This window comes from Streptococcus sp. 29896 (assembly GCF_032594915.1).
In the GTDB taxonomy this organism is placed as follows: Bacteria; Bacillota; Bacilli; order Lactobacillales; family Streptococcaceae; genus Streptococcus; species Streptococcus suivaginalis.
Genome location: NZ_CP118733.1, coordinates 552,827 through 575,237, shown reverse-complemented (window position 1 = coordinate 575,237; position 22,411 = coordinate 552,827). Strand labels below are relative to the sequence as shown.

The 22,411-nt window shown below is 43.7% G+C and carries 25 protein-coding genes and 1 riboswitch; of the genes, 6 read left to right on the top strand and 19 right to left on the bottom strand.

Features of this window, described 5'->3' with window-relative positions; translation table 11 throughout:
- Positions 1 to 163: 163 nt before the first annotated feature.
- The 4 genes from PXH68_RS02735 to PXH68_RS02720 form a co-directional block, all read right to left on the bottom strand.
- Complete coding sequence (locus PXH68_RS02735) at positions 164 to 1,228, bottom strand: LLM class flavin-dependent oxidoreductase (RefSeq protein ID WP_002942916.1); 1,065 nt, start codon at positions 1,226 to 1,228, stop codon at positions 164 to 166.
- Positions 1,229 to 1,373: 145 nt separating this feature from the next.
- Positions 1,374 to 2,624 carry an ABC transporter permease gene (locus tag PXH68_RS02730; RefSeq protein ID WP_248027579.1) on the bottom strand — a complete coding sequence of 417 codons (1,251 nt, stop codon included), beginning with the start codon at positions 2,622 to 2,624 and terminating at the stop codon, positions 1,374 to 1,376.
- Entirely contained in the window at positions 2,624 to 3,319 is a 696-nt protein-coding gene (locus PXH68_RS02725; protein WP_248027580.1) for an ABC transporter ATP-binding protein, read from the bottom strand. The genes PXH68_RS02730 and PXH68_RS02725 overlap by 1 nt, the downstream gene beginning before the upstream one ends.
- Positions 3,300 to 4,454 carry an efflux RND transporter periplasmic adaptor subunit gene (locus PXH68_RS02720; RefSeq protein WP_248027582.1) on the bottom strand — a complete coding sequence of 385 codons (1,155 nt, stop codon included), beginning with the start codon at positions 4,452 to 4,454 and terminating at the stop codon, positions 3,300 to 3,302. The genes PXH68_RS02725 and PXH68_RS02720 overlap by 20 nt, the downstream gene beginning before the upstream one ends.
- Before the next feature lie 204 nt (positions 4,455 to 4,658).
- Between PXH68_RS02720 and gor the strand changes: the two genes are divergently transcribed.
- The 3 genes from gor (at position 4,659) to PXH68_RS02705 (ending at position 8,026) form a co-directional block, all read left to right on the top strand.
- Positions 4,659 to 6,008, top strand: coding sequence for a glutathione-disulfide reductase (gene gor / locus PXH68_RS02715; protein WP_248027584.1), 1,350 nt, complete (start codon positions 4,659 to 4,661; stop codon positions 6,006 to 6,008).
- An 87-nt stretch (positions 6,009 to 6,095) separates the two neighbouring features.
- Positions 6,096 to 6,629, top strand: a complete 534-nt coding sequence (locus tag PXH68_RS02710) for a biotin transporter BioY (RefSeq protein WP_248027586.1) — start codon at positions 6,096 to 6,098, stop codon at positions 6,627 to 6,629.
- A gap of 51 nt (positions 6,630 to 6,680) precedes the next feature.
- Positions 6,681 to 8,026, top strand: a protein-coding gene (locus tag PXH68_RS02705) for an IS3 family transposase (RefSeq protein ID WP_316715495.1) whose coding sequence is annotated in 2 segments (ribosomal slippage) — positions 6,681 to 7,122 and positions 7,122 to 8,026 — 1,347 coding nt in all. Because the reading frame shifts where the segments join, the coding sequence is not laid out codon by codon here.
- 49 nt (positions 8,027 to 8,075) lie between these two features.
- Here the strand turns inward: PXH68_RS02705 and PXH68_RS02700 are convergent.
- Positions 8,076 to 8,288, bottom strand: coding sequence for a YdbC family protein (locus PXH68_RS02700; RefSeq protein ID WP_172043706.1), 213 nt, complete (start codon positions 8,286 to 8,288; stop codon positions 8,076 to 8,078).
- Between the two features lie 93 nt (positions 8,289 to 8,381).
- On the opposite strand from PXH68_RS02700, the gene PXH68_RS02695 reads away from it, so the two are divergent.
- Entirely contained in the window at positions 8,382 to 8,708 is a 327-nt protein-coding gene (locus PXH68_RS02695) for a hypothetical protein (protein ID WP_158455373.1), read from the top strand.
- 15 nt (positions 8,709 to 8,723) lie between these two features.
- Here PXH68_RS02695 and PXH68_RS02690 read toward each other — a convergent pair whose 3' ends face one another.
- Positions 8,724 to 10,013 carry a peptidase U32 family protein gene (locus PXH68_RS02690; RefSeq protein WP_158455375.1) on the bottom strand — a complete coding sequence of 430 codons (1,290 nt, stop codon included), beginning with the start codon at positions 10,011 to 10,013 and terminating at the stop codon, positions 8,724 to 8,726.
- A gap of 1 nt (position 10,014) precedes the next feature.
- Positions 10,015 to 10,944: a peptidase U32 family protein gene (locus PXH68_RS02685; RefSeq protein WP_248028835.1), complete on the bottom strand. Its 930-nt coding sequence runs from the start codon at positions 10,942 to 10,944 to the stop codon at positions 10,015 to 10,017.
- A gap of 151 nt (positions 10,945 to 11,095) precedes the next feature.
- On the opposite strand from PXH68_RS02685, the gene PXH68_RS02680 reads away from it, so the two are divergent.
- On the top strand, positions 11,096 to 11,401 hold the full coding sequence (locus PXH68_RS02680; protein ID WP_248028834.1) for a DUF3270 family protein: 306 nt from the start codon (positions 11,096 to 11,098) through the stop codon (positions 11,399 to 11,401).
- A 77-nt stretch (positions 11,402 to 11,478) separates the two neighbouring features.
- On the opposite strand, the gene PXH68_RS02675 is transcribed toward PXH68_RS02680, so the two are convergent.
- The 11 genes from PXH68_RS02675 to PXH68_RS02625 form a co-directional block, all read right to left on the bottom strand.
- Positions 11,479 to 12,830 (bottom strand): IS3 family transposase gene (locus PXH68_RS02675; RefSeq protein ID WP_316715819.1). Its coding sequence is split into 2 segments (ribosomal slippage): positions 11,479 to 12,374 and positions 12,374 to 12,830, totalling 1,353 coding nucleotides; the frame shifts between segments, so codons are not numbered across the junction.
- A gap of 78 nt (positions 12,831 to 12,908) precedes the next feature.
- A complete protein-coding gene (locus tag PXH68_RS02670; RefSeq protein WP_205031661.1) occupies positions 12,909 to 13,472 on the bottom strand; it encodes a YtxH domain-containing protein in 564 nt (187 codons plus the stop codon).
- A gap of 1 nt (position 13,473) precedes the next feature.
- Positions 13,474 to 13,866 carry a DUF948 domain-containing protein gene (locus PXH68_RS02665; protein ID WP_248028339.1) on the bottom strand — a complete coding sequence of 131 codons (393 nt, stop codon included), beginning with the start codon at positions 13,864 to 13,866 and terminating at the stop codon, positions 13,474 to 13,476.
- Positions 13,866 to 14,651, bottom strand: coding sequence for a prolipoprotein diacylglyceryl transferase (gene lgt / locus PXH68_RS02660; RefSeq protein ID WP_205031662.1), 786 nt, complete (start codon positions 14,649 to 14,651; stop codon positions 13,866 to 13,868). Before lgt ends, PXH68_RS02665 begins: the two co-directional genes overlap by 1 nt.
- Complete coding sequence (hprK, locus tag PXH68_RS02655; RefSeq protein WP_205031663.1) at positions 14,651 to 15,589, bottom strand: HPr(Ser) kinase/phosphatase; 939 nt, start codon at positions 15,587 to 15,589, stop codon at positions 14,651 to 14,653. The genes lgt and hprK overlap by 1 nt, the downstream gene beginning before the upstream one ends.
- 144 nt (positions 15,590 to 15,733) lie before the next feature.
- Positions 15,734 to 16,000 carry a PspC domain-containing protein gene (locus PXH68_RS02650; protein ID WP_205031664.1) on the bottom strand — a complete coding sequence of 89 codons (267 nt, stop codon included), beginning with the start codon at positions 15,998 to 16,000 and terminating at the stop codon, positions 15,734 to 15,736.
- Positions 15,984 to 16,754 (bottom strand): hypothetical protein, encoded by a 771-nt coding sequence (locus PXH68_RS02645; protein WP_205031665.1) that lies wholly within the window; start codon positions 16,752 to 16,754, stop codon positions 15,984 to 15,986. The genes PXH68_RS02650 and PXH68_RS02645 overlap by 17 nt, the downstream gene beginning before the upstream one ends.
- 68 nt (positions 16,755 to 16,822) lie before the next feature.
- Entirely contained in the window at positions 16,823 to 17,257 is a 435-nt protein-coding gene (locus tag PXH68_RS02640; RefSeq protein WP_248028300.1) for a SprT family protein, read from the bottom strand.
- The gene (locus PXH68_RS02635; protein WP_248028301.1) at positions 17,244 to 19,373 is read right to left on the bottom strand and encodes a Tex family protein; all 2,130 of its coding nucleotides are present in this window, start codon (positions 19,371 to 19,373) and stop codon (positions 17,244 to 17,246) included. The genes PXH68_RS02640 and PXH68_RS02635 overlap by 14 nt, the downstream gene beginning before the upstream one ends.
- Positions 19,374 to 19,459: 86 nt before the next feature.
- Positions 19,460 to 20,302 (bottom strand): aldo/keto reductase, encoded by an 843-nt coding sequence (locus PXH68_RS02630; protein WP_248028302.1) that lies wholly within the window; start codon positions 20,300 to 20,302, stop codon positions 19,460 to 19,462.
- An 86-nt stretch (positions 20,303 to 20,388) separates the two neighbouring features.
- On the bottom strand, positions 20,389 to 20,898 hold the full coding sequence (locus tag PXH68_RS02625) for a QueT transporter family protein (protein WP_248028303.1): 510 nt from the start codon (positions 20,896 to 20,898) through the stop codon (positions 20,389 to 20,391).
- Positions 20,896 to 20,998, bottom strand: a riboswitch (PreQ1 riboswitch). Its footprint overlaps the gene before it by 3 nt.
- A 29-nt stretch (positions 20,999 to 21,027) precedes the next feature.
- Between PXH68_RS02625 and PXH68_RS02620 the strand changes: the two genes are divergently transcribed.
- Positions 21,028 to 21,462 carry a GtrA family protein gene (locus tag PXH68_RS02620; RefSeq protein WP_248028304.1) on the top strand — a complete coding sequence of 145 codons (435 nt, stop codon included), beginning with the start codon at positions 21,028 to 21,030 and terminating at the stop codon, positions 21,460 to 21,462.
- A 22-nt stretch (positions 21,463 to 21,484) separates the two neighbouring features.
- Here the strand turns inward: PXH68_RS02620 and PXH68_RS02615 are convergent, their stop codons facing one another.
- Positions 21,485 to 22,408: a YihY/virulence factor BrkB family protein gene (locus tag PXH68_RS02615; protein ID WP_248028305.1), complete on the bottom strand. Its 924-nt coding sequence runs from the start codon at positions 22,406 to 22,408 to the stop codon at positions 21,485 to 21,487.
- Between the last annotated feature and the right edge of the window lie 3 nt (positions 22,409 to 22,411).

Sequence of the window (22,411 nt, the reverse complement as noted above, 5' to 3'; positions counted from 1 at the left end):
ATAAAAACTACAAACTGTTTAACACCGTTACTTAAAACACTCTTGGAATTTCCAAGAGTGTTTTTGCATGCAAAAAATCCCAACCACTTGGTCAGGATTTTCAGGAGATTATGAAAAATATTTAGGATTGACTATAGTATAGCTCATCTTATCAACTATCTCATCAGTCTTGGGACTGATTCTCTTCTTTCTTAGCAAAATAATCTCGGACAATTGGCGCGACTTCTTTTCCGTAGAGTTCGATGGCACGGAGGACATCTTCATGTGGCATAGATCCGATTGGGAGATGGAGGAAGAAACGGTCCAAGTCAAGCGTTTCAATTGTCTTAATAATTTTTTCAGCTACTCGTTTTGGATCTCCGACGATGGTTGCCCCTTCGTCTGTCAGGGAGTAGAGATATTGCGCCTTGGTCATCTCGCTCCAATGTGGGCGGTCTTTAGCGATATTGTCCGTAATTACTTTGGTTGGATGATAGTATTCTTCCACAGCCTTGTCATGGTCGTCCGCAATCCAACCCCAAGAATGGGCTGCAACTTTCGTTTTCTTTGGATCATGACCTGAGTTGCGAGCAACCTTGCGATAAGCATCGACTAAAGGTTTAAAGCGATGGGCACCTGCACCAATGACTGCATACACGATAGGCAAGCCTTTCTTAGCAATCTTGATGGTGGATTCTACATTGCCTCCAGTTGCCACCCAAATGGGAAAATCTTCCTGAACTGGACGTGGATAGACTGGTTTATTATCGACAGACTGAGTGAAATGCCCATCCCACTTGAGATTGGTTTCCTTGTCGATTTCCAGAAGCATATCCAACTTTTCATCGAAGAGTTCTTCATAGTCATGGAGATCATAGCCAAACAAGGGGAAAGACTCCGTAAAGGAACCACGACCCGCCATGATTTCCGCTCTGCCATTTGACAAAGCATCAATGGTGGTGTACTGCTGATAAAGTCGTACAGGGTCCATGGAGGAAAGGATTGAAACTGCTGATGTTAGCTTGATATGCTTGGTATTGACGGCACCAGCTGCCAGCACAATCTCAGGTGCAGAAACCGCAAAATCTTCTCGGTGATGCTCCCCAATCCCATAAACATCAAGCCCCACCGCATCAGCTAGTTCGATTTCTTTGACTAGCTGGCGAATCCGCTCGTCGTGGCTGTAAGTTTCCCCTGTTTTTTCTAGTGGAGTTGTTTCGCCAAATGTTGAAATACCTAATTCTACCATGATGTTTTCTCCTTTAAATCTAGTAGAGCCTGCATCTTCTAGCTCTTACATCTTTGATGGTTTTATTTTATTGCTAACTAGTGATATGGTCAAGACATTTGCTCAAAAAATAAAACGACTAGGAAAACCTAATCGTTTTTGAGTCTTATTCGTATCGTAAGGCCTCGATTGGATCTAGTCTAGATGCCTTATTGGCAGGGAGGACACCGAAGACCACTCCGACCAGGGCTGAGAAGGCTAAACTTCCCAAGACAACAGGGATGGAAATCTCTGCAGTCATGTTTTCTCCCATGATATGGCTGGCATTTAGCCCCCAAACGGTTACTTGGGCAATGATCAAACCAATCAATCCTCCCAAACTGGTCAGAACCATAGCTTCTATCAAGAACTGCATCAAGATATTTCCTCTGGTGGCTCCAAGAGCTTTTCGAAGGCCGATTTCTCTAGTCCGTTCAGTTACGGATACCAACATGATGTTCATAACACCGATACCACCTACCAAGAGGGAAATCCCTGCGACTGATCCGATGAAGAGCGTGACGCCTGACATTTGCTGTTTGAAATCGTCTAACATGGTTGACATATCAAAGATATCGTAGCGAGATTCCTTGAGCCCTGTTGCTTGTGTCAAGTAGTCTGCTGCTGCAAGACCAACCTCACTGGCTCTTGTTACATCTTCCACATAAAGGTAGAGCGAAGAGTTTTCCTTCATCCCTGTTTCTGCTGCCAACTGAGTATTGGTCATGACAGCATTACCGCCTGAGTTCATACCGTAAATGGCTGTTCCTGCTTTGGGATCCTTGTAAACTCCGACCACGAGATAGGAATTTTGGTTCATATCTACAATTTGGTTGAGGGAGGCTTCTACGGTTCCAAATAGCTTTTCTGCCAAGGCTTGGTCCAACATGATAATCCGTGAAAAACGAGAATAATCGTTCTTGGTAAACTGACGACCGGCTAAGATTTCATATTTTTTCACATCAAAGAAGGATTGGCTAACCCCTGTGATAGTGACATTTTCTGCTTTCTTGCTACCGACTGAGATTTCAGACATAGTGTTGATACTGATGTAATAGTTGCTGACACCATCGATATCCAGTAAACCTTGCAAGATATCTTCTGTCAAATCAGGTTCTTCTTCCGTAGAGACTTCTCCACCAGTAGAATAAAGAAATCCTCCAACACCTCCTGTTTCAGTACCAACGATTTGAGAAAAGTAGACCTGGACATTATTTTGATCACCAGCCAGAGATTTTTCGATACTGCGCGACATTCCTGTCCCCATCGCTACAATAATCACAACGGCTGCAACCCCAATGATAATTCCCAACATGGTCAAAAGAGAGCGCATTTTATGCGACAGGATGGATTTTAGGGCAAATTTCCAGTTTTCCATCAGCTACCTCCCTTCCGTTTGTCTTCAGTGATAACACCATCGCGCAAGACAATCGTTCGACTAGCATAGGCAGCTATTTCGGGCTCGTGGGTTACCATGATAATGGTCTTGCCTTCTCGGTTCAAATTGGTCAAGAGATCCATAATCTGCTGTCCTGTCTTGGTATCTAGGGCACCAGTTGGCTCATCTGCCAAGATAATAGCTGGTGAGTTGACCAAGGCACGCGCAATGGCAACCCTTTGCTTTTGTCCTCCCGATAACTCTGAGGGCAGGTGGGTCATCCGCTCAGATAACTTCACCTTTTCCAGCAACTGTTTAGCTAGCTCTTTTCGCTTGGCAGCTGGCAAACCTGCATAAATCAAGGGCAACTCCACATTCTGAAGAGCGTTCAATTTAGCTAGTAAAAAGAATTGTTGAAAGACAAAACCAATCTGATCATTTCGGACCTGAGCCAATTTTTTCTCAGATAACTGACTCACTTCCTGATCTTCTAGCCAATAATTGCCTGTTGTGGACCGATCAAGGAGACCGATAATGTTCATCAAGGTCGATTTCCCTGAACCAGATGGTCCCATAATGGCTAGAAATTCTCCTTCCTCAACCTCCAGATCTATATCTTTCAGTACACGGAGTTCTTGATCTCCATTTTGGTAGCTTTTATTGATAGCGCGCAGTTTAATTAACTGTTTGGTCATAGGCTTCCACCTCTTTTCCTTCTTCGAGGGTGTTATTCGGATTTGAGATGACTTGGTCACCAACTGTTAGACCTGCCGTTACTTCCTGGTTAAGTGCATCTGCATTGCCTAACTCAACCGCTACTTTCTTAGCCTTGCCATCCACAATTGTCCATACATAGGTTCCATCGTCTCCATAGACAAGGGCTGATGTAGGCACAAGAATTGAACTGCTTGTATTGACTACTTCAATATTTACTGTAAAGCCTTGCTTGAGCTCTGCCATATCGCTCGTGATGGCAACTTTGAATGGGTACTTAGCACCACCTGTACCGGTTCCACTTGTTGCGTCTGCTGTTTGATTACCTTCTGGATAGTTTGAAATGTAGGTGATTTTTCCAGTCCATTCTTTATCTGGATATACCTTGGTACGGATACGCACTTCTTGATCAACTGCAAGGTTGGCTAAATCATATTCTGTCAAGCTACCTTTCACTTGGAGGCTTGATTGGTTAACAATATGCACCAAGGTTTGGCTAGTTGTGGATGATTTCGAAACTGATTGGTTTACTTCGACAACTGTACCAGCTACGCTTGAATTAACAGTGGCCTCTGTTACAGCTTGGTACGCTTTATCTACAGCCGCTTGTGCATCTGCATAAGCATCATTAAGATCTTGCAACTGCATGTCTACACTTCTCTGGGCAGATGAGGTCGCTTGGCTATCTGTAGCAGCATCACCCGTCAAATCAACTGTCTGTCCGTTGGTTTTGAGATCGTAGATTTGACGTCCAACTTTGTCTCGCGCTCGAACTGCCGAATCTAAATTGCTTTGCAACTCAGAAGTATCATACTGAACCAAGGGTGTACCAACTTGAACCTGATCACCTTGAGCAACCAGCAAGCCTGTCAAGTCCCCTTTTGAAGAATCATAGTAAACATACTGTTCCTCAGCTGCTGAGACAGTACCTGTCAAAAGCGTTGCTGAGGCGATTGAGCCTTCTGATACAACTGTATAGGTCAATGGCTCTTCATAAGCACCTTCCGTGCTGGTTGTTGAACTCTGCGTCATAAAATAGACTGCAGCCGCAAGTCCTGCTACCAGAACTCCCAAACTAGAAAAGAGCACAATTTTTGCTTTCTTTGACTTTAACATACCTGTCTCCTTTTTCACTTTTAATCTGTGTTAAATATATAATACACCAACACAAGTTGAATTGCAAGAATCTCTTTAAAAATATTCTAGCAAAATTTCGACCAATTCCTCTTACACTTTTGTAAGCTTAACCAGGCGTAGCAGATTTATGCCAATTTTTTCAAAAAACGATACAATACTCATAGAAAACGAGGAGGTACTTTTATGAAGGAATACGATATTATAGCAATTGGAGGGGGAAGCGGTGGTATCGCTACCCTAAATCGAGCTGCTAGTTATGGTGCAAAAGCAGCCGTCATTGAAGCGAGTTTGCTTGGGGGAACTTGTGTCAACTTGGGTTGTGTTCCCAAAAAAATCATGTGGTATGGTGCCAATATTGCAGAAGTGTTTGACCACTACGGTACAGAATATGGCTTCCAGGCAAGAGAGGTTCAGTTTGATTTTGCAACTTTACGTGCTAACCGTGAAGCCTATATCCAACGATCACGCTCATCTTATACCACTACCTTTGACAAAAACAAGGTTGATGTTATCCAAGGCTATGCCCGCTTTCTAAGCAATAAACAATTGGAAGTTAATGGGGAGATCTACACTGCCAAACATATTGTCATCGCAACTGGTGCCCAGCCTAGCATCCCCTCCATTCCAGGAGCGGAATTAGGTATTAGTTCTGACCAAGTATTTGGCTGGGAAGAGCTACCTACATCTGTCGCGATTATTGGAGCAGGTTATATCGCCGTAGAATTAGCTGGTGTTCTCCATCAATTTGGGGTTAAAACCGATCTATTCGTCCGAAATGATCGCCCCCTTCGTAACTTTGATCGCTATATTACTGATGCCTTGATGGAAGAAATGGATCGTACCCATCTAAGACTTCATACCTTTAAAACGCCAAGCCGACTGGAAAAAACAGATGACGGTGCCATTACTATTCATTTCGAAGATGGCAGCAACCACACCGCCCAAGAAGTGGTTTGGGCAATTGGCCGCAAGCCTAATAGCAATCAACTAGGATTGGAGAACACTGATATCCAAGTCCACCCATCTGGTCATATTGTCGTCGACGAATTTCAAGAAACAGGTGTTGAAGGTGTTTATGCCCTTGGGGATGTGACTGGCGAGAAAGAATTGACTCCTGTTGCCATTAAGGCTGGACGCCTGCTTGCCGAGCGCCTGTTCAACCACCAAGACGGAGCAAAAATGGACTATACCTGCATTCCAACCGTAGTCTTTTCACATCCTGCAATTGGAACCGTAGGACTCACCGAGGAAGAAGCAATTAGCCACTATGGGGCTGATCAGGTAAAATCCTACACCTCAAGCTTTACTTCAATGTACACAGCTCTTGCCGACAACCGACAAGCAGCTAAATTTAAGCTGGTGACTGTAGGATCTGAAGAAAAAGTAGTCGGCCTACATGGAATTGGTTACGGTGTTGATGAGATGATCCAAGGATTTGCCGTTGCCATCAAGATGGGGGCAACAAAGTCAGACTTCGATGCAACTGTGGCTATCCATCCAACAGGTTCGGAAGAATTTGTCACCATGCGCTAAAATTGTGACGTCGGATTGGAAAATCTTGACCCTGAGATGAGAATTTTTTATACTATTGTTACCTCATATTTTTAAAAAGGATAACAAATGAAACCATCAAAAGAAACAGCTTTTATCGCTATGGGCCTTGCCCTTCTCATCACCTTGTCACAAATCAGCATCCCAATCGGTATCATCCCTCTTACACTTCAAACCTTTGCAATTGCCCTGATTGCAAGTCTTTACAAACCCAAGGCTGCTATAACCATTACAGGACTCTATCTACTTTTGGGGGCCATCGGCCTACCCGTATTCGCTGGCTTTAGCGGAGGCTTTGCAGCCTTGATTGGACCAACCGCTGGTTTTCTCTGGGGTTTCCTAGCCTTCTCAGGAGTAACTGCCAGTCTGACCCACTCTGACTCCAAACCATGGACAGTCTTTTTGGCGGCCCTAGTCGGCGATGCAATCTGTTTTGTCGCAGGCTGCATCTTCTTTAAATACAACCTGGGCATTGACTGGGGACAAAGTATTAGTCTAACGGTTCTTCCCTTCCTCTTCCATGAAGGAATCAAACTTCTTTTGGTCAGTTTGATCCACAAAGGGCTCCAACCGGTGCTGAAAAAAGAAGCCTACTTTAACTGAACTGCACCCCAAAAGTTAGACACAAAATCTAACGATTGGGGTGTTTTTCTTATGAAATTAAGTTATGAAGATAAACTAGAAATATATGAGCTGAGAAAGAGTGGCGTGTCGTGGGTCAACCTTAGCCAGATATACAAGGTCACTATTGCCAATCTCACATACATGATAAAACTCATGGATCGATATGGCGTGGAAAGCGTTGAAAAAGGTAAAAATAGGTATTATTCACCTGAATTAAAGCAAGAAATAATGGATAAGGTCTTGATTCATGGGTGTTCTCAACTCTCAGTTTCCCTTGATTATGCCTTGCCAAATCGAGGAATGCTTCCCAATTGGATAGCACAATACAAGAAAAACGGGTATACTATTCTTGAAAAACCAAGAGGGAGACCGAGCAAGATGGGACGTAAACGCAAGAAAACCTGGGAAGAGATGACGGAATTAGAGCGCCTTCAAGAGGAAAATGAACGTCTTCGAACTGAGGTGGCCTTCCTAAAAAAGTTGAGAGAACTTCGCTTGAGGGACGAAACACTAGTGCGCGAACAGCAGAAACAATTAGAGATATGGTCCAAGGAGGATTCCGACTAGACCTCCTACTTGCGACAGCTAAAATGCCTCGCTCAACTTATTATTATCAAGTCAAGCAACTGGATAAACCCGACAAGAACAAAGCCATTAAGGCTGAAATTCAAGCCATTTATGATGACCATAAAGGTAATTACGGCTATCGTCGGATTTATTTAGAACTCAGAAATCGAGGTTTCTTCATCAACCACAAAAAGGTGCAGCGCTTGATGACAGTCATGGGCTTAGCGGCTCGTATTCGTCGTAAGCGCAAGTATGCTTCTTACAAAGGTGAGTTGGGTAAGAAGGCTGATAATCTGATTAAACGTCAGTTTGAGGGATCTAAGCCTTATGAAAAATGTTATACCGATGTGACGGAGTTTGCTTTGCCTGAAGGGAAACTCTACTTATCGCCTGTTCTTGACGGCTATAATAGTGAGATTATTGATTTTACCCTGTCTCGGTCACCTGACTTGAAACAGGTTCAAACCATGCTTGCGAAGGCTTTTCCAGCAGATTTATACAGTGGGACTATTCTCCACAGCGATCAAGGTTGGCAATACCAGCACCAGTCTTACCATTACTTTTTGGAAACCAAAGGCATTCGACCATCCATGTCCCGCAAAGGGAATAGCCCAGATAATGGGATGATGGAGTCTTTCTTTGGCATTCTCAAATCTGAAATGTTTTATGGACTCGAGACATCTTATCAATCACTTGATGAGCTTGAAGAAGCTATTACAGATTATATTTTTTACTACAACAACAAACGAATAAAAGCAAAATTAAAAGGACTTAGTCCTGTCCAATACAGAACTAAATCCTTTCAATAATTATTTGTCCAACTTTTTGGGGGCAGTTCAAACAAGTAAGCTTCTTCTTTTAATTTCGAAAGGCATCTAACAATACTTGGAATTCCTCATTGCTCAATGTAATGCCCTTGCCCATCTTGCTATGGTCTGGACTCCAAGTGCGAATGTCATACTTAGCAGGGGCACCATTAAATGATACACGGTTCAATTCCTTGGTCCACCCCTTGTCATTCTCAGACAGGACCAACAATTTTTCCTCAATTTCAAATGTAAATTCTGCCATTTTTTCCTCCTCACTTGATCAATTCGAAAAATACCTTGTTTTTTTATCCTAAATTGGATAAGATAATTATATCAAGATTGAAAGGATTATGCTATGAGAAATTTTCTGACCGTATTAGCCAAACATCTCTACCAATTTATCAGCCAGAAGGGAACTCATATCGAAGAGAATCCTGAAGAACTTGCAACTATCCTAGATACCATTCAACTGGCACTCTATAAAAAAGCAGCTATTCACGTGATTTATGGACAAAAGAGTTTTACTGGTGAAATCGTCAAATGGGATCCTGACAAAGAACGTTTAATCATGAAAAATTTCCAAAAAAATGTTTCGAGTTTGATTCAGTTGAGAGATATTAAGCGTATTTCTCTCCTTCCTGAAAGCATTCAAGAGACACAGAAAAAAGGTCATCTCCACTAAGGGAGGTGGCCTTTTTTAAGCTCGAATTGTCATGGACTGGCCATTGTCTTTATAGAGATTAATCAAGCCAGACTGACAGGAGCGGATCATATCTCCTGGACAAACTGGACGATCAAGCTTGATGGTCAAGAGCTCCATTGGGCGGTTGGCTCTATCAATTGGAAGCCCATCCTGGTCTCGCAGATCTTCCACCTTGGTCTCGAAATGACGGAACCCTGGACCATAGCACTCAATCGCCTCGCCTTCTTTGATGACATTGCGCTGGCGAATGGTCGCCCGCATGGTTTCAGGATCAAAGGAGACAACCTCTGCTACAAATTTATAACGTGGGATTTTCCGACGTGCTCCAAAAAGTTGCTCATCTTCCGATGGTGTCTGATAATAGAATCCTGTCGAAAGTTCCCGTTGGGCAACCTTCCAACATTCATCAATCAAATCCTGTTTGATGGCTTCAAAGGCTTCAGGGCTTTCAAGATAGGCATCCACAGCAGCCTTGTAGCAATTGGTTACCGTCGATACATAGTGAACAGATTTCATCCGGCCTTCAATTTTCAGGCTATCCACACCATTTTCAATCATGTCTGGAATATGCTCAATCATACACATGTCCACAGCAGACATGGAGAATTCCTCTGGAATCTGCCCCTGAACAGATTGACGGCCATCTTCTTCTGTCACTTGGTAGAGATCATATTTCCAACGGCAGGACTGGCAGCAGCCGCCACGGTTGGCATCTCGGAAACTCATATGGTTGGAGAGAACACATCGTCCAGAATAAGAAATACACATAGCACCATGAACAAAGGCTTCAATTTCCACATCTGTCCGCTGACGAATCTGGGCAATCTCTTCCATGGATACCTCTCGCGCCAAGACAACCCTGGTCAACCCCATTTCCTTCCAAAATTCAAATGTTTCAACATTGGTTGAGGAAGCCTGAGTGGACAAGTGGATTTCCAAGCCTGGTGCTTCTGCTGCACAGATAGCAATTAGAGCTGGGTCGGAAACAATCACGGCATCCAAGCCCATATCTCGGAGCTGGCAGAACCATTGACCTGCACCAATCTCATTACCCTCATGGGTAACCATATTGGCCGCAACATAGACTTTGGCCCCTCTTTCATGAGCATAATCAATACCTTCCTGGAGTTCTTCCATGGAGAAATTCCCTGCCCGGCTTCTCAATCCATAAGCCTGTCCACCGACAAAAACAGCATCAGCACCGTAATCGACAGCTACTTTCAACTTTTCCAATGTCCCTGCTGGTGACAATACCTCTGGACGTTTGAGTCGTTTTTTTTGCATCTTATTTTACCTTATCTTTATCAAATTCATAAAAACCAGTGTCTAATTCCCGGCCTTGGGGATGAAGACTTACTACTTCTCTTGCCAATTGACTCGCCACTTCCGCTGAAAAGCTACCGCTTTCTAACAAGTCACGCGCCTGACAGAACAGAGAAACAATAGCGACAAAATCTTGACCTGGTGTAAATAGCCCATCTAATTTCCAATGGTCATAGCCCATCTCTAGCAACTCTTCCAGTTGTAAGAGCATGGAAATATCCTTGTCCTTGAAAATGTGGGTACCATGTAGGTCTTGAAAAATGGAATAATGGGTCTCAGGTTTACCAGGTTCCGATAAGAAGAGACCTTCTTTTTTGGATGCAACCTCTGAGTCCGCCTGAATAAAGTTATAATAGTTATCCAAAAGAGGCCGCTTGGAATGGTGGATGACCGATGGACCATAGACCAAAATCTCCCCTGGAATAGCCAAATTTTCACCAATGCTAGCTAGCTCTTCACGAGGCAATTCTCTTGCCAGAACAGCTTCTACCACACCATGGTCTTTCCAAAAATTAACCTGCCTGCTCGAAGTGACAAACACAGAAGTGTCATAGATAATCGGAAATTGGTAACCATCTTTTTTGTTCTTATAAATCAGGCCTGTATCACCAACCACCAAAAAATCTACTTGAATCTCCTTCATCAAGTCCAAAAATGCTGCAATAGCATCCATTTGTTCCTGATGAAAGAGACCGTTGGCCGCAACTGTCAGTGCTCGCCCAGACTGATGGATCAAGTCTGCCAACTCCCGCAATTCTTCCTGTGAATAAGAATGGGCTAATCGCAACCCGTAGGCTTCTTGTCCTACATAGATCCGGTCCACACCTAGTTCCAATAATTGTTTTGCTTGATCGATTGATTCTGCTGTTGCAGTAAGGATTATTTTCTTCATATTGTACATTATATCACAAAGATTCACGACTGAAACTCAAAATTTTGGAAATTTGTCTGATTTTTACAGTATTTTGTAACCGTTTTGTAATCTAATTGACATAAAAAACAATCAATGTTATGGTATTCTAAATAGGCATAAAGGAGACGATATGGCATTAAGAGACTATCGGCCTGACCTTAACCCGCATGAGATTAATTACCCGAAAGAGAAACAGGCTAGATTCCAAGAATATGAAACTCCCTCGGAAAATCGAGAGAGATTGCGTGAATTAGTATTTTTCATCAACATTGTGATATTCTGTATTATCACAGTTTTTTCTGCGTATATCTTTTTGTCAAATGACTTCCCAGTCTTCCTTTCCTTCTTACTTGCCATTCCATGTGGTGCTGGTGGTTTACGCTTGGTACAATGGGCACTTAAGAAGCAAAAGCAAACAAAACAAGTAAAAAAATAGGCAGCTCAGCTGCTTTTTTTGTTGAGAAAAATCCCACTAGATTCTGAACCGCACCCCAAAAAGTTAGATAAAAAATATTAGTGAAAGGATTTAGTTCTGTACTGAACAGGACTAAGTCCTTTTAGTTTTGCTTTAATGCGTTTATTGTTGTAGTAAAAAATATAATCAGTGATAGCTTGCTCTAGTTGATCGAGAGACTTGAAAGTCTTCTCAAATCCGTAAAACATTTCTGTTTTCAATATGCCAAAGAAGGACTCCATCATACCATTATCCGTGCTAGTTCCCTTGCGAGACATGGAAGGACGTATAACTTTACTGTCAAGAAAATGATGGTAGGCTTCGTGTTGGTATTGCCAACCTTGGTCACTATGGAGAATGGTATTTGGGTAAGTTTCCTCAGGAAAGGCCTTCTCAAGCATGGACTTAACTTGCATGAGATTAGGTGAGCGGGAAAAGGTAAAATCAATAATTTCGCTATTATAGCCATCCAGAACAGGTGACAGATAGAGTTTTTCAGAACAATTTGGCAGAGCGAACTCCGTCACATCTGTATAGCACTTCTCAAAAGGCTTAGTCCCTTCAAAGGCTCTCTCAATGAGATTAGGAGCTTTCTTGCCCACATCCCCCTTGTAAGACTTGTATTTCTTACATCGGCGAATACGAGCTGATAAGCCTAGTTCTTTCATCAGCCGTTGTACTTTCTTATGATTGATAGAAAATCCACGATTTCTTAACTCAAGGTGAATGCGACGGTAACCATAGTTTCCCTTATGTTCATCATAAATAGCTTGAATTTCAGCTTTTAAGTCCTTGTCTTTATCCGGTTTGTCCATTTGTTTGACGTGATAGTAATAGGTAGAAGGAACTAATTGGGAAATAGTCAGAAGGATGTCTAGTCGGAATCCTTCTTCGACCATCTCTCTAACTGTTTGAGTCTTTCTTGCTCTCTGGCTTCGTCCCTTAAACGAAGCTCCCTCAACTTTTTTAGGTAAGCTACCTCAGTGCGTAATCGTTCATTTTCCTCCTGAAGTCTCTCCAACTCCGTCATCTCTTCCCAGGTTTTCTTTGATTTACGCCCCATTTTTGGTGGCCTCCCTCTTGTTTTCTCAACAATAGTATACCCGTTTTTCTTGTATTGTGCTATCCAGTTTGAAAGGGTTCCACGATTTGGCAAGGCATAATCAAGTGAGACGGAGAGAGCTGACTGCTTATTAAGAAGTACTTTGTCAATCATTTCTTGCTTTAATTCTGGGGAATAGTAGTTATTGTTCTCTTTTTTAACAATACTTAAGCCATATCTCTCAATCAATCGAATCATATATTTAATACCAGATTGAGCAATACCGAACTGTTTTGACAAGGAATTGAGGGAGTTACCATTTTGACGTAACTCATAAATTTGGACTTTGTCTTCATAACTTAATTTCATAAAAATAGCACCCCATAAGTTAGATTTTTTCATTCTAACTTTTGGGGTGCGGTTCAAAATACCTATGGGATTTTAAAATTACAAAACTGCTTCCGAATGTAGATCTTGTTCATCTTGAGCTGCTTGAGGTAGTTCAGTCTCTGACACTTCTTCTGAGACCAGTTCTGGCTGAACTTCTTCTGCTAATTCTTGCGCCAACTCTTCTGACACTTCTGCATCTGGACTGGTGAGGTCAATTTCAATAACAGCTGATTCTTCTGCCGTTTCTTCCGTTACATCTTTGGCTGTCAGGGATTGCTCAGATAATTTTTCTTTCATCTGCTCAAATTTTTCAAGAGACTGGTCTTTGAGACTAGTCACTTTTTCTTTACCTGTCTTCACCAAATCATCGACTGTTAATTCACCAGTTTCGAACTGCTCTTTGACAGTTTGGAAACGTTCAACGGCTTGGTTTTTCAACTCAGTCGCCTTGTTGATCAATTCTGCATTGGTATCTTCTGGATTTTCTTTGACTTCCTTGACAAATTCTTGCACCTTATCTTTGATAGCTTTTCCTGATTTGGAAGCTAGAAAAACAGCTGCTGCAGCACCACCGGCAGCACCTAGGACAATACTGGTGAGTAGGCTAGATTTTTTTACCATCTTACTTTCCTTTCTTTCCCAAGAGGGAGGATACTGTACTAACTGCTGAAAGAATACCTCCAGCCTTGGCTGTGGATTTACCTGCAGCAGTCGCTTTTTGCGTTAAGTTACGGGCTGAACTGTTGAGATCTGAAACAGAGGTTGACAGATCTGCAACTGCAACGAACAAAGGATCGAGGGTAGATACTTTTCCATTGACGTCTTCTACCAATACGTTTGTCTTAGCCAGCAATTCGTTGGCTTGGTAAAGGGTTACGTTGACATCACTAGTCAAGACCTTGAGGGTTTGTTGGGCTTCTTCTACAACGGCTGTGACCTTGCGGAGCATGAGAATCAAGTAGATAGCAATACCAACAAAGGCTAGGGCAATCAAAAGGACTGCAATTTCAATCATCATTCTTCTCCTTTTTCATAATAGGGAATACTGCTGTCGGATCTGCGATAGATAAACAGGGCTAATCCGACTAGAATCAAGAGGGCTGATAGCCATTGCGACACACGTAATCCCATAAAGAGAAGACTATCTGTTCGCATACCTTCAATCAACATCCGACCACTTCCGTACCATACCATATAGAAGAAGAGGATGTCACCCCGTTTAAGAAACTGAGGTTTCCGTCTTAGCCAGCAAATAACGGCAAAGCCAAGCAGATTCCACAGGGATTCATATAAAAAGGTGGGAGTCCGATAGGCTCCATCAATATACATTTGATCACGGATAAAGGCTGGTAGATAGTTCAAGTTTTCCACTGCCTGTCCGTATGCCTCTTGGTTGAAAAAATTTCCCCAGCGGCCAATGGCTTGTGCCAATAAGACTGACGGAGCAACAATATCCAAGAAATCAAGCGTGTTGATGAAACGGCGACGGGTAAAGAAATAAAGAACCAAGGCTCCTGCAATGAGGCCGCCATAGATAGCAATTCCACCATTCCAAATGGCAAAGATAGAGGCTAGATTATCTTTATAGGTGTCCCAAGAAAAGACCACATAGTATAATCTTGCTCCGACCAAGGAAAGGGGGAAACCGATGAGAATAAAATCGTAGATATCGTCAGCTTGGATCCGTCTTTTGGGTGCCTCCTTGGCAGCAAGATAGACACCTAGAATCAGCCCTGTCAAAATACAGATGGCATACCAGCGTATTTGGAGGGGGCCAAGTTGGATGGCAATGGGATCCATTAGTTCACCTCCTCTTCCTTATTGGATTCAATGAGGTTAGCGAGGCGCTCTTCAAAACTCTTGGTTGCATCGTAGCCCATCTGTTTAGCACGATAATTCATCGCAGCAGCTTCAATGACAACTGAAATGTTTCTGCCAGTCTTGACTGGGATGCGAATTTGGGGAATAGAGATTCCTGCAATTTCAATTGTATCTCCGCCGTTTCCTAAACGATCAAAAATCTTGCCTGTTTCATAATTTTCCAGATAAACAGCTAGTTGAACTTCGGATGATTCTTTAACGGCACTGGCTCCATACAAACTCATGATGTCGATAATACCAACTCCACGAATTTCTAATAAGTGGCGCAAGATTTCCGCAGGCTCGCCCCAAAGAGTCACATCATCTTTTGCATAGACATCGACACGGTCATCTGCAACGATTCGGTGGCCACGTTTGACCAACTCAAGGCCAGTCTCACTCTTACCAATTCCAGAGTCGCCCTGAATTAAAACCCCCATACCATAGATATCCATCAAGACACCGTGAACGCTGGTCCGCTGGGCCAAACGGCTGTCTAGATAAGAGGACAATTCTCCTGATAGGCGACTGGTTGCAGATTGGCCTTGTAAGATAGCAATGCCTTCTTCTTTAGCGGCGCGGTACATTTCTTCCGGAATTTCCAAACCGCGTGCAACAATCACAACTGGGGTCTGAGGCTGGAACATTTGGCGTAAAACCTGATAGCGGTTGTGGGCTGTCATGGCCATCAAATAGGACCACTCCTTCATCCCAATCAGCTGGATCCGTTCTGGGGAGTAATAATCAAAATAGCCCGTCATTTCCAAACCTGGACGTGAGATGTCTGATGTGGTGATTTCTTTTTGCAACAAGGCATTCGTCGAATACATGGGCTGAACACGAAGATGTTCAAGCAAATCTTTCACAAAAACTGTCATAGAGCCCTCCTTTTCTTTTTTCCTATTATAACATAAGCTCGCTTGACTTGAACAGTTAGAGGGACCCTTCTGGAAGTATTTTTCAGAAAGAAAAGCCCACATCCGTTTCAGATGGGGCGTCTCTGTATCAGCTCATTCTCCTCCTTATTTTTCAGACGACAGAGACTCAGCTTCTTTTATTTTTCGCGGTCCCAAGCCAAACTGTTCTGCTTCCCAATCCTCTCTATAAGGAAGGACAAAACCCAAAATTAGATAGGTCAACAGTAGGCCCATTCCCAATCTGCCCGAAAAAGCAACTAAAAGCACAAAAGCCCAGCGTAGGACGGATACATTCCATGAAAATTTATCTGCCAAGCCTGCAAGAACCCCTCGCCAAACCTGACCCGTCCGTTTTCTAAAAAGCTTTAACAATTTCTTTTCCTCCTTTTAGCGTAATCGGGCTCCGATCTGTTTGAATTCGGACAAAAGCAGTTTCCTGACCAGCCCGATCACAAATAAAGGGATTCGCTATCTTTTTACGATTAATGATCAACTGACCACTTTTGGCTTCCATTTTCCCCTTGATCCCCAATTGCTTACCAAGGTTGAGATGAATGGGAGCCATTCTGACTTGGATAGACAGAGCCTGAGAACGACTACCGTCCAAGGTCAAACGAACGTCCTGTTGTTTTTCGTCCATCTGACTATGCACTGCCATATCTTCAAATGGAAGATAGTCTAGTCGCGCCTCCGCCTTTCCCAAATCCAAATCCAAAATGGACAACCAAGCCTCTGGCAAGGAAACCATTAATTGGCAACTAACTGCAGAAGAATAGTAAAGCCCCTTATTTTCTACAAAAAATTGTGGCAAGTCCTCTTCTCTGGTCTGGCTAGGATAGACAATCTTGACCTGTAAATCGTCTGATTTGGATTTGCTAAAAACCACTTTTCCACTGGTCAATCGAATAAAGAGGGACTCAATGCCTTGAAACTGGTAAGCCTGTTGCCGCTTGGTCGATGAAAAGACCTTTAAACTCGGCAGAGAAAAAGATAGTTTGGTTTTTTCTTCCACAAACAACTGTTCTGGTCGCTCATCAAAGGTCAAAAAACAAGCCTTGGCTTCTTCCTTGGTTAAAACCCCTTTTTCATAGAGCTCCATCAAACGCTCTCTCTGTTGATAACTCATGATGTCACCTCAATTCCCTTCTAGTATATCACATTTGTCCACAAAAAAATCAGCCCGAGGACTGATTCTTACCTGTCTTGCTTTAAAGCTCCTTTGCAGCGCCCACAGCGGTATTTTTTTAGGTCAATGCGGCGTCTCCGCTGGTAAACCTGCCCACAGGACTGGCAGGTATACAGCAGGGAAGGTTTGGCTGTCTGCTGAAGGCTGGGAGCATAGCGGAAGCCGTCCACCGCAGCCAGTAACTCCTTGAAGTCCCTGTCCTTATGCCGATAGCCTTTTTTCTCAAAGTAGAGATGATAATGGCAGAGCTCGTGGCGAACAATCTTACGAAAGACCTCTAAACCTTGCTCCTCCAAATGTTTGGGGTTAAAGTCCAAATGCCCATCTTTTGGAAAAAAGCGGCCACCTGTCGACCGCAGTCGGCGATTCCAAACAGCTTGATGTCGAAATTCCTTACCGAAGTCCTCCAACGAAACCTGCTGCACGTACTCAGTTAGATTCACGAGGGGGCACCAGAGTCAAATTGACCTTCTCACGTTGCTCATCCAGCTTGTGGACCCATACAGTCACCAAGTCACCGACTGAGACCACTTGGCTAGGATGCTTGATGAAATTCTTACTCATATTGGAGATGTGAATGAGCCCATCCTCATGGATACCGATATCAACAAAGGCTCCAAAATCGACGACATTGCGGACTACTCCTTCTAACTTCTGACCGATTTGCAGATCTTTGAAGTCCAAGACATCTTGACGAAGGACAGGTGCTGCAAATTCATCCCGCATATCCCGACCAGGCTTGAGCAAGTCTGCGATGATGTCCTTCAAGGTCTCCTGACCGACACCAATTTTTTCAGCTGTTTCTGCGATAGTCACCTGCTTTAATTTTTCCTGCGCAACTGCATCTATGTGGTCAATGCTTAGGAGTGCCAACAAGTTCTCTACAGCCTTGTAAGACTCTGGGTGCACACCAGTATTGTCCAAAAAGTTGGTCGCATCTGGAATCCGCAAGAAGCCGGCCGCTTGCTCAAAGGCTTTGTCGCCCAAACGGGGAACCTTCTTGAGCTGCTGACGCGAGGTCAGGGCACCATTTTCCTCGCGGTACTTGACGATGTTCTCCGAAATGGTCTTGTTAAGACCGGCCACGTGGGCCAGGAGGGCAGGACTAGCCGTGTTGACATTGACACCGACCTGGTTGACCACCGTATCCACCACAAAGTCCAGACTTTCCGACAGGAGCTTCTGGTTGACATCGTGCTGGTACTGGCCGACACCAATCGACTTGGGATCGATTTTGACCAGCTCAGCCAGAGGGTCTTGCAGACGGCGGGCTATGGAAATGGCAGAGCGTTTTTCGACGGTCAGGTCTGGAAACTCTGTTCTCGCCAGTTCAGAAGCTGAGTAAACAGAGGCTCCGCTTTCATTGACGATGACATAAGAAACCGCTGGAAAATCCTTAAGCAAATCAGCAACGAAAGCCTCCGACTCACGGCTGGCAGTCCCGTTTCCGATGGCAATGATTTCCACTTGGTATTGCCCAATCAAGTCTGCCAAGTCTTTCTTGGCTTGGGCGATTTGGGCCTGAGAAGCAGGTTTGACAGGATGAATAACCTGGGTGGTCAAGAGTTTACCAGTCTGATCCACCACTGCCAGCTTGGCCCCTGTCCGAAAGGCTGGATCAAAGCCCAATACCATTTTCCCTTTTAAAGGCGGTACAAGGAGCAGGTTGCGTAGATTGTCTGAGAAGAGGGCGATGGCTCCTTCTTCTGCACTTTCCGTCAACTCGGTCCGAATGCGGCGTTCCATGGCTGGAATGATTTTTTTCTTAACAGCTTGATTGATGGCATCTGCGATGTAGGCATTTTTCTGCGGAAAACGCACTTCAAAGAAACGGATGATCTTGTCGATATTGTGCTCAAAACCGACTTTCAAGGCACCGATTTTCTCACCACGGTTGAGAGCCAGGGTCCGATAGCCCTGCATCTTGGCAACATTTTCAGAAAAGTCATAGTACATCTGAAAGACTAGCTTTTCATCTGCTTCCTGATCTTTCAATTCGGAATACAGACTGGAATTGGTCTGGATTTCATGGTAGGTCCAAGCCCGAAGCTTGGCATCTTCTGAAATGGCTTCAACCAAGATGTCAACTGCCCCTGCTAGACAGGCTTGTGCAGTAGCAAAGCCTTCACAAATAAAGTTAGCCGCCTGCGTTTCCAAGTCAGCTACATTTTTCAAAATCAGACGTGCCAATGGAAACAGACCTGCTTCACGAGCCACGGTTGCCTTGGTGCGGCGTTTTTCCTTATAAGGTAGGTAGAGTTCCTCGACATCTGCTAACTTTTCCGCTTCTTCAATAGCCTGACGGAGTTGGTCGGTCAACTTGCCTTGTTCTTCAATCTTGGTAAGAACCGTCTCTTTTCGGTCTGCCAAAGCCGTCAAAGCCTTGTCGCGATCAATAATGGCCTTGATGACCACCTCGTCCAAGTTCCCCGTTGCTTCCTTACGGTAGCGAGCAATAAAGGGAATGGTATTGCCTTCAGCTGTCAAGGTCAACACCGTATCGATTTGTTTCAAACTGACGCCCAATTCCTGGGCAATTTTCAAATATTTATCTTCCATACTTACTATTATAGCATGAAGTGGGGGTAAATTTGCTTAATAGAAAAAGCATACGGCTCTTCCGCATACTCTTTCCAATGAGTCAGTTAAAATCCTGCTTGGTCTGGATCCAACCAGCCCTTAACTCCTTCAAGCTTATCCAGCTGGGCTACGGCCTCAGGACTAATCGACAGGTCAGCAATATCTAGGTTAGCCTTGATATTTTCTGGGCTGGTTGATTTTGGCAATGGCAGAAAGCCCTTATCTAAAGACCAAGCCAGTGCCAATTGAGCAACACTACAGCCTGCTTCTTTGGCTAAGTCTGCTGCCTCTTGGCTCTGGAAGAGGGTTCCTGTACCAAATGGGCTATAGGCCTCCAAGAGAATGCCTTTGGCTTTGCAGTAGGCGACTAATTCTGTCTGAGGCGTTCCTGGTGCCAGCATGATCTGGTTGACCATGGGTGTGATTTCAGCCGTTTCAAGCAAGCTCTCAAGGTGATGTTCCATAAAGTTCGAGACACCGATAGCCTTGGCCTTGCCTTCTTTGTAAAGGGTTTCTAAGGCAGACCAAACTTGGGCATTCCTTTCTTTCCAGCCGATACCGTCACGAATAGCCTGTGGATTGGGCCAGTGGATAAGGAGTAGGTCCAAATAGTCCACTCCCAGCTTTGTCATGGACTCCTCAACAGATGCTAGCGTATCCTCCACACCAACCTTGTCGTTCCAGACCTTTGTAGTCAGGAAAATGTCCTCACGAGCCAGTCCACTGTCTGCCAGTGCCTGTCCGACGCTAGCTTCATTGCCGTAAATCTGGGCCGTGTCAATGTGGCGATAGCCAGCTTCTAAGGCGTAGAGAACAGCACGGTGAGCCTCTTCTCCGTCAGGAATTTGCCAAGTCCCAAAACCAATTTTTGGAATGGTGACGCCGTTTGTTAATTGATAGGTTTCCATAGAAAGCCTCCTTGTTTTATTTCTTTTATTATAAACAAATTTGTCAGCACTTACAAAAGAAAAAGGCGACTAAAGCCGCCAATTCTTTACAAAGAAAGTCGTTTCGCAACACGTTCAATAACGAGGGAACCCACTAACAGAGACACCAGTTCCCCTGTTGCAGTTGTCAGCCATGTCAGAAAGAAAGGCAAATCATACAGAACTTTCAATTCCAAAGCGATGGTAAACATAGTCGCCGCAAAAAAGAATGAGAAATAAAAGAATGCCTTATTAAACAAGCCACCAAAGAGGTAGTCTTTCTTGTATTTTTCAAAGAGGATGACCCCGACTGTGACAAAAATCAAGGTTGAAAATCCACCAACAAAAAGGTCAATCACGCCAAAACCAATCAAGTTTGAAATCATACAGCCGATGGTCACAGCGAAGATATATTTGCGATTATAGAAAGCCAAGAAATTGAGCATTTCTGACAAGCGAAACTGAATAGCACCAAATGACATGGCATTCAAGGGCGGTGTCAAGGTAAGAGCTACATAGATAGCCGCAATCAGAGCAATTTCTGCCATATCTTTGGCAGTCCATTTAGATGTTTTCATAAAAATTCTCCTTTAGCAAGATGCTTAAAATATGCTTGGGTAAAGTGAGCAAGCCCCAAGGGTCATTGATTTTCTCAACAACGTTGTCTAGTATAGCATAAATGAAAGAAAAATGATAGACTAGTTCTTATGAAAAAACTATTTTATCAACTCATACATAATGAAGTCATTCTTTATTTGATTGCAGGGGTCGCTGCAACACTTGTCTATATAGTCACTCGGATGGGACTATTTCTAATCATCCCTTCCATTCTCCTTGTTACCCTCTTGGCAAATGCTGTCGCCATTCTCTTTGCCTTCTGGACCAACGATCGGTTCGTTTTCAAACAGGATAGAGAGGGCTGGCCACAGCGTCTTGTCAAATTTGTGTCTGCCCGTATCCTAACACTGGTTTTAGACATGTTTTTAGCCTATTTACTGGTACAAGCCTACCCACAATGGATTGGACAATTCGTCAACAATGACATCTCACTAGTCAACGCCATCGCGACACTCTTCTCACAAGTGCTGGTCATCGTACTCAACTATTTCTTGAGTAAGTTATTTATTTTTACAAAAAAATAGACTGGATTTTTTTCCAGTCTATTTATGTTTCATCAACGTTGGTGAACCGTGCTTTTATCCTGTTCAAGATGGAGACGAAATCTCCATCCCGCGCGGTGAATTCTTCTACTTTCCGGCTTTGATAGGAAGCGTTTAGGACGGCTCCTACTATCAAGAGATTGGCCATAAAAACAAACCAGAGCATCAAAACTAGGAAGATAACTGAGGTCACAAATCGAAAATCCAAGAGTTTGCTGGCATAGGCATCCACATACAAGCCAAACAAGCGCCCTACCGTTCCAAGGGTAAGGACGACAAAGATTGCTCCTGGCAGAACATAGCGGATTTTTCGGATACGGACATTTGGCAAGAAGAAATACAGCATGAGTAGGGCTACAAAAAGTACTATCAAGGCCAGATATTGACTCTGACTCATCAAACTGGTCCATAATTTACTTTCAATTCCAAACTGCCGCGTCAATAACTGAGCCAGGCTATTGCCAAAAGCAAGGATAAGGGCTCCCAAGGTGATAATGATCTGTAGACCAATACCTAAAAATATCCCCACCAAGCGTCCGATGATAAAGTCCCTATGCTTACTGACTCCATAAGCCTTATTGACTGCCTTTTGTAAGACCGACATGCTCTTTGAAATCGTCCAGAGAGTGGTCAGGATGGAAAAGCCCAACCAGGTATTGGAAGGCTGGGTCAATACATTGGTCACAATATGAACCACACTAGGGTAGAGACTGGCAGGAAATAGGTCTTCCAAGATGGTCAAAATCTGCGTCACATCGATAGACAGATAAGGCAGCAAACTTCCCAGGGTCATTAAGATGGGGAAAATGGAAATAATCAGATAGTAAGCCACTGCCACACTTGTCAATTCCAATTCTGCCGATTGATAAAACGCAAAAAAGGAGGAAATGAAGTCGAGACACTTGCTTTTCCAACTCGTCTTCTTCATGTT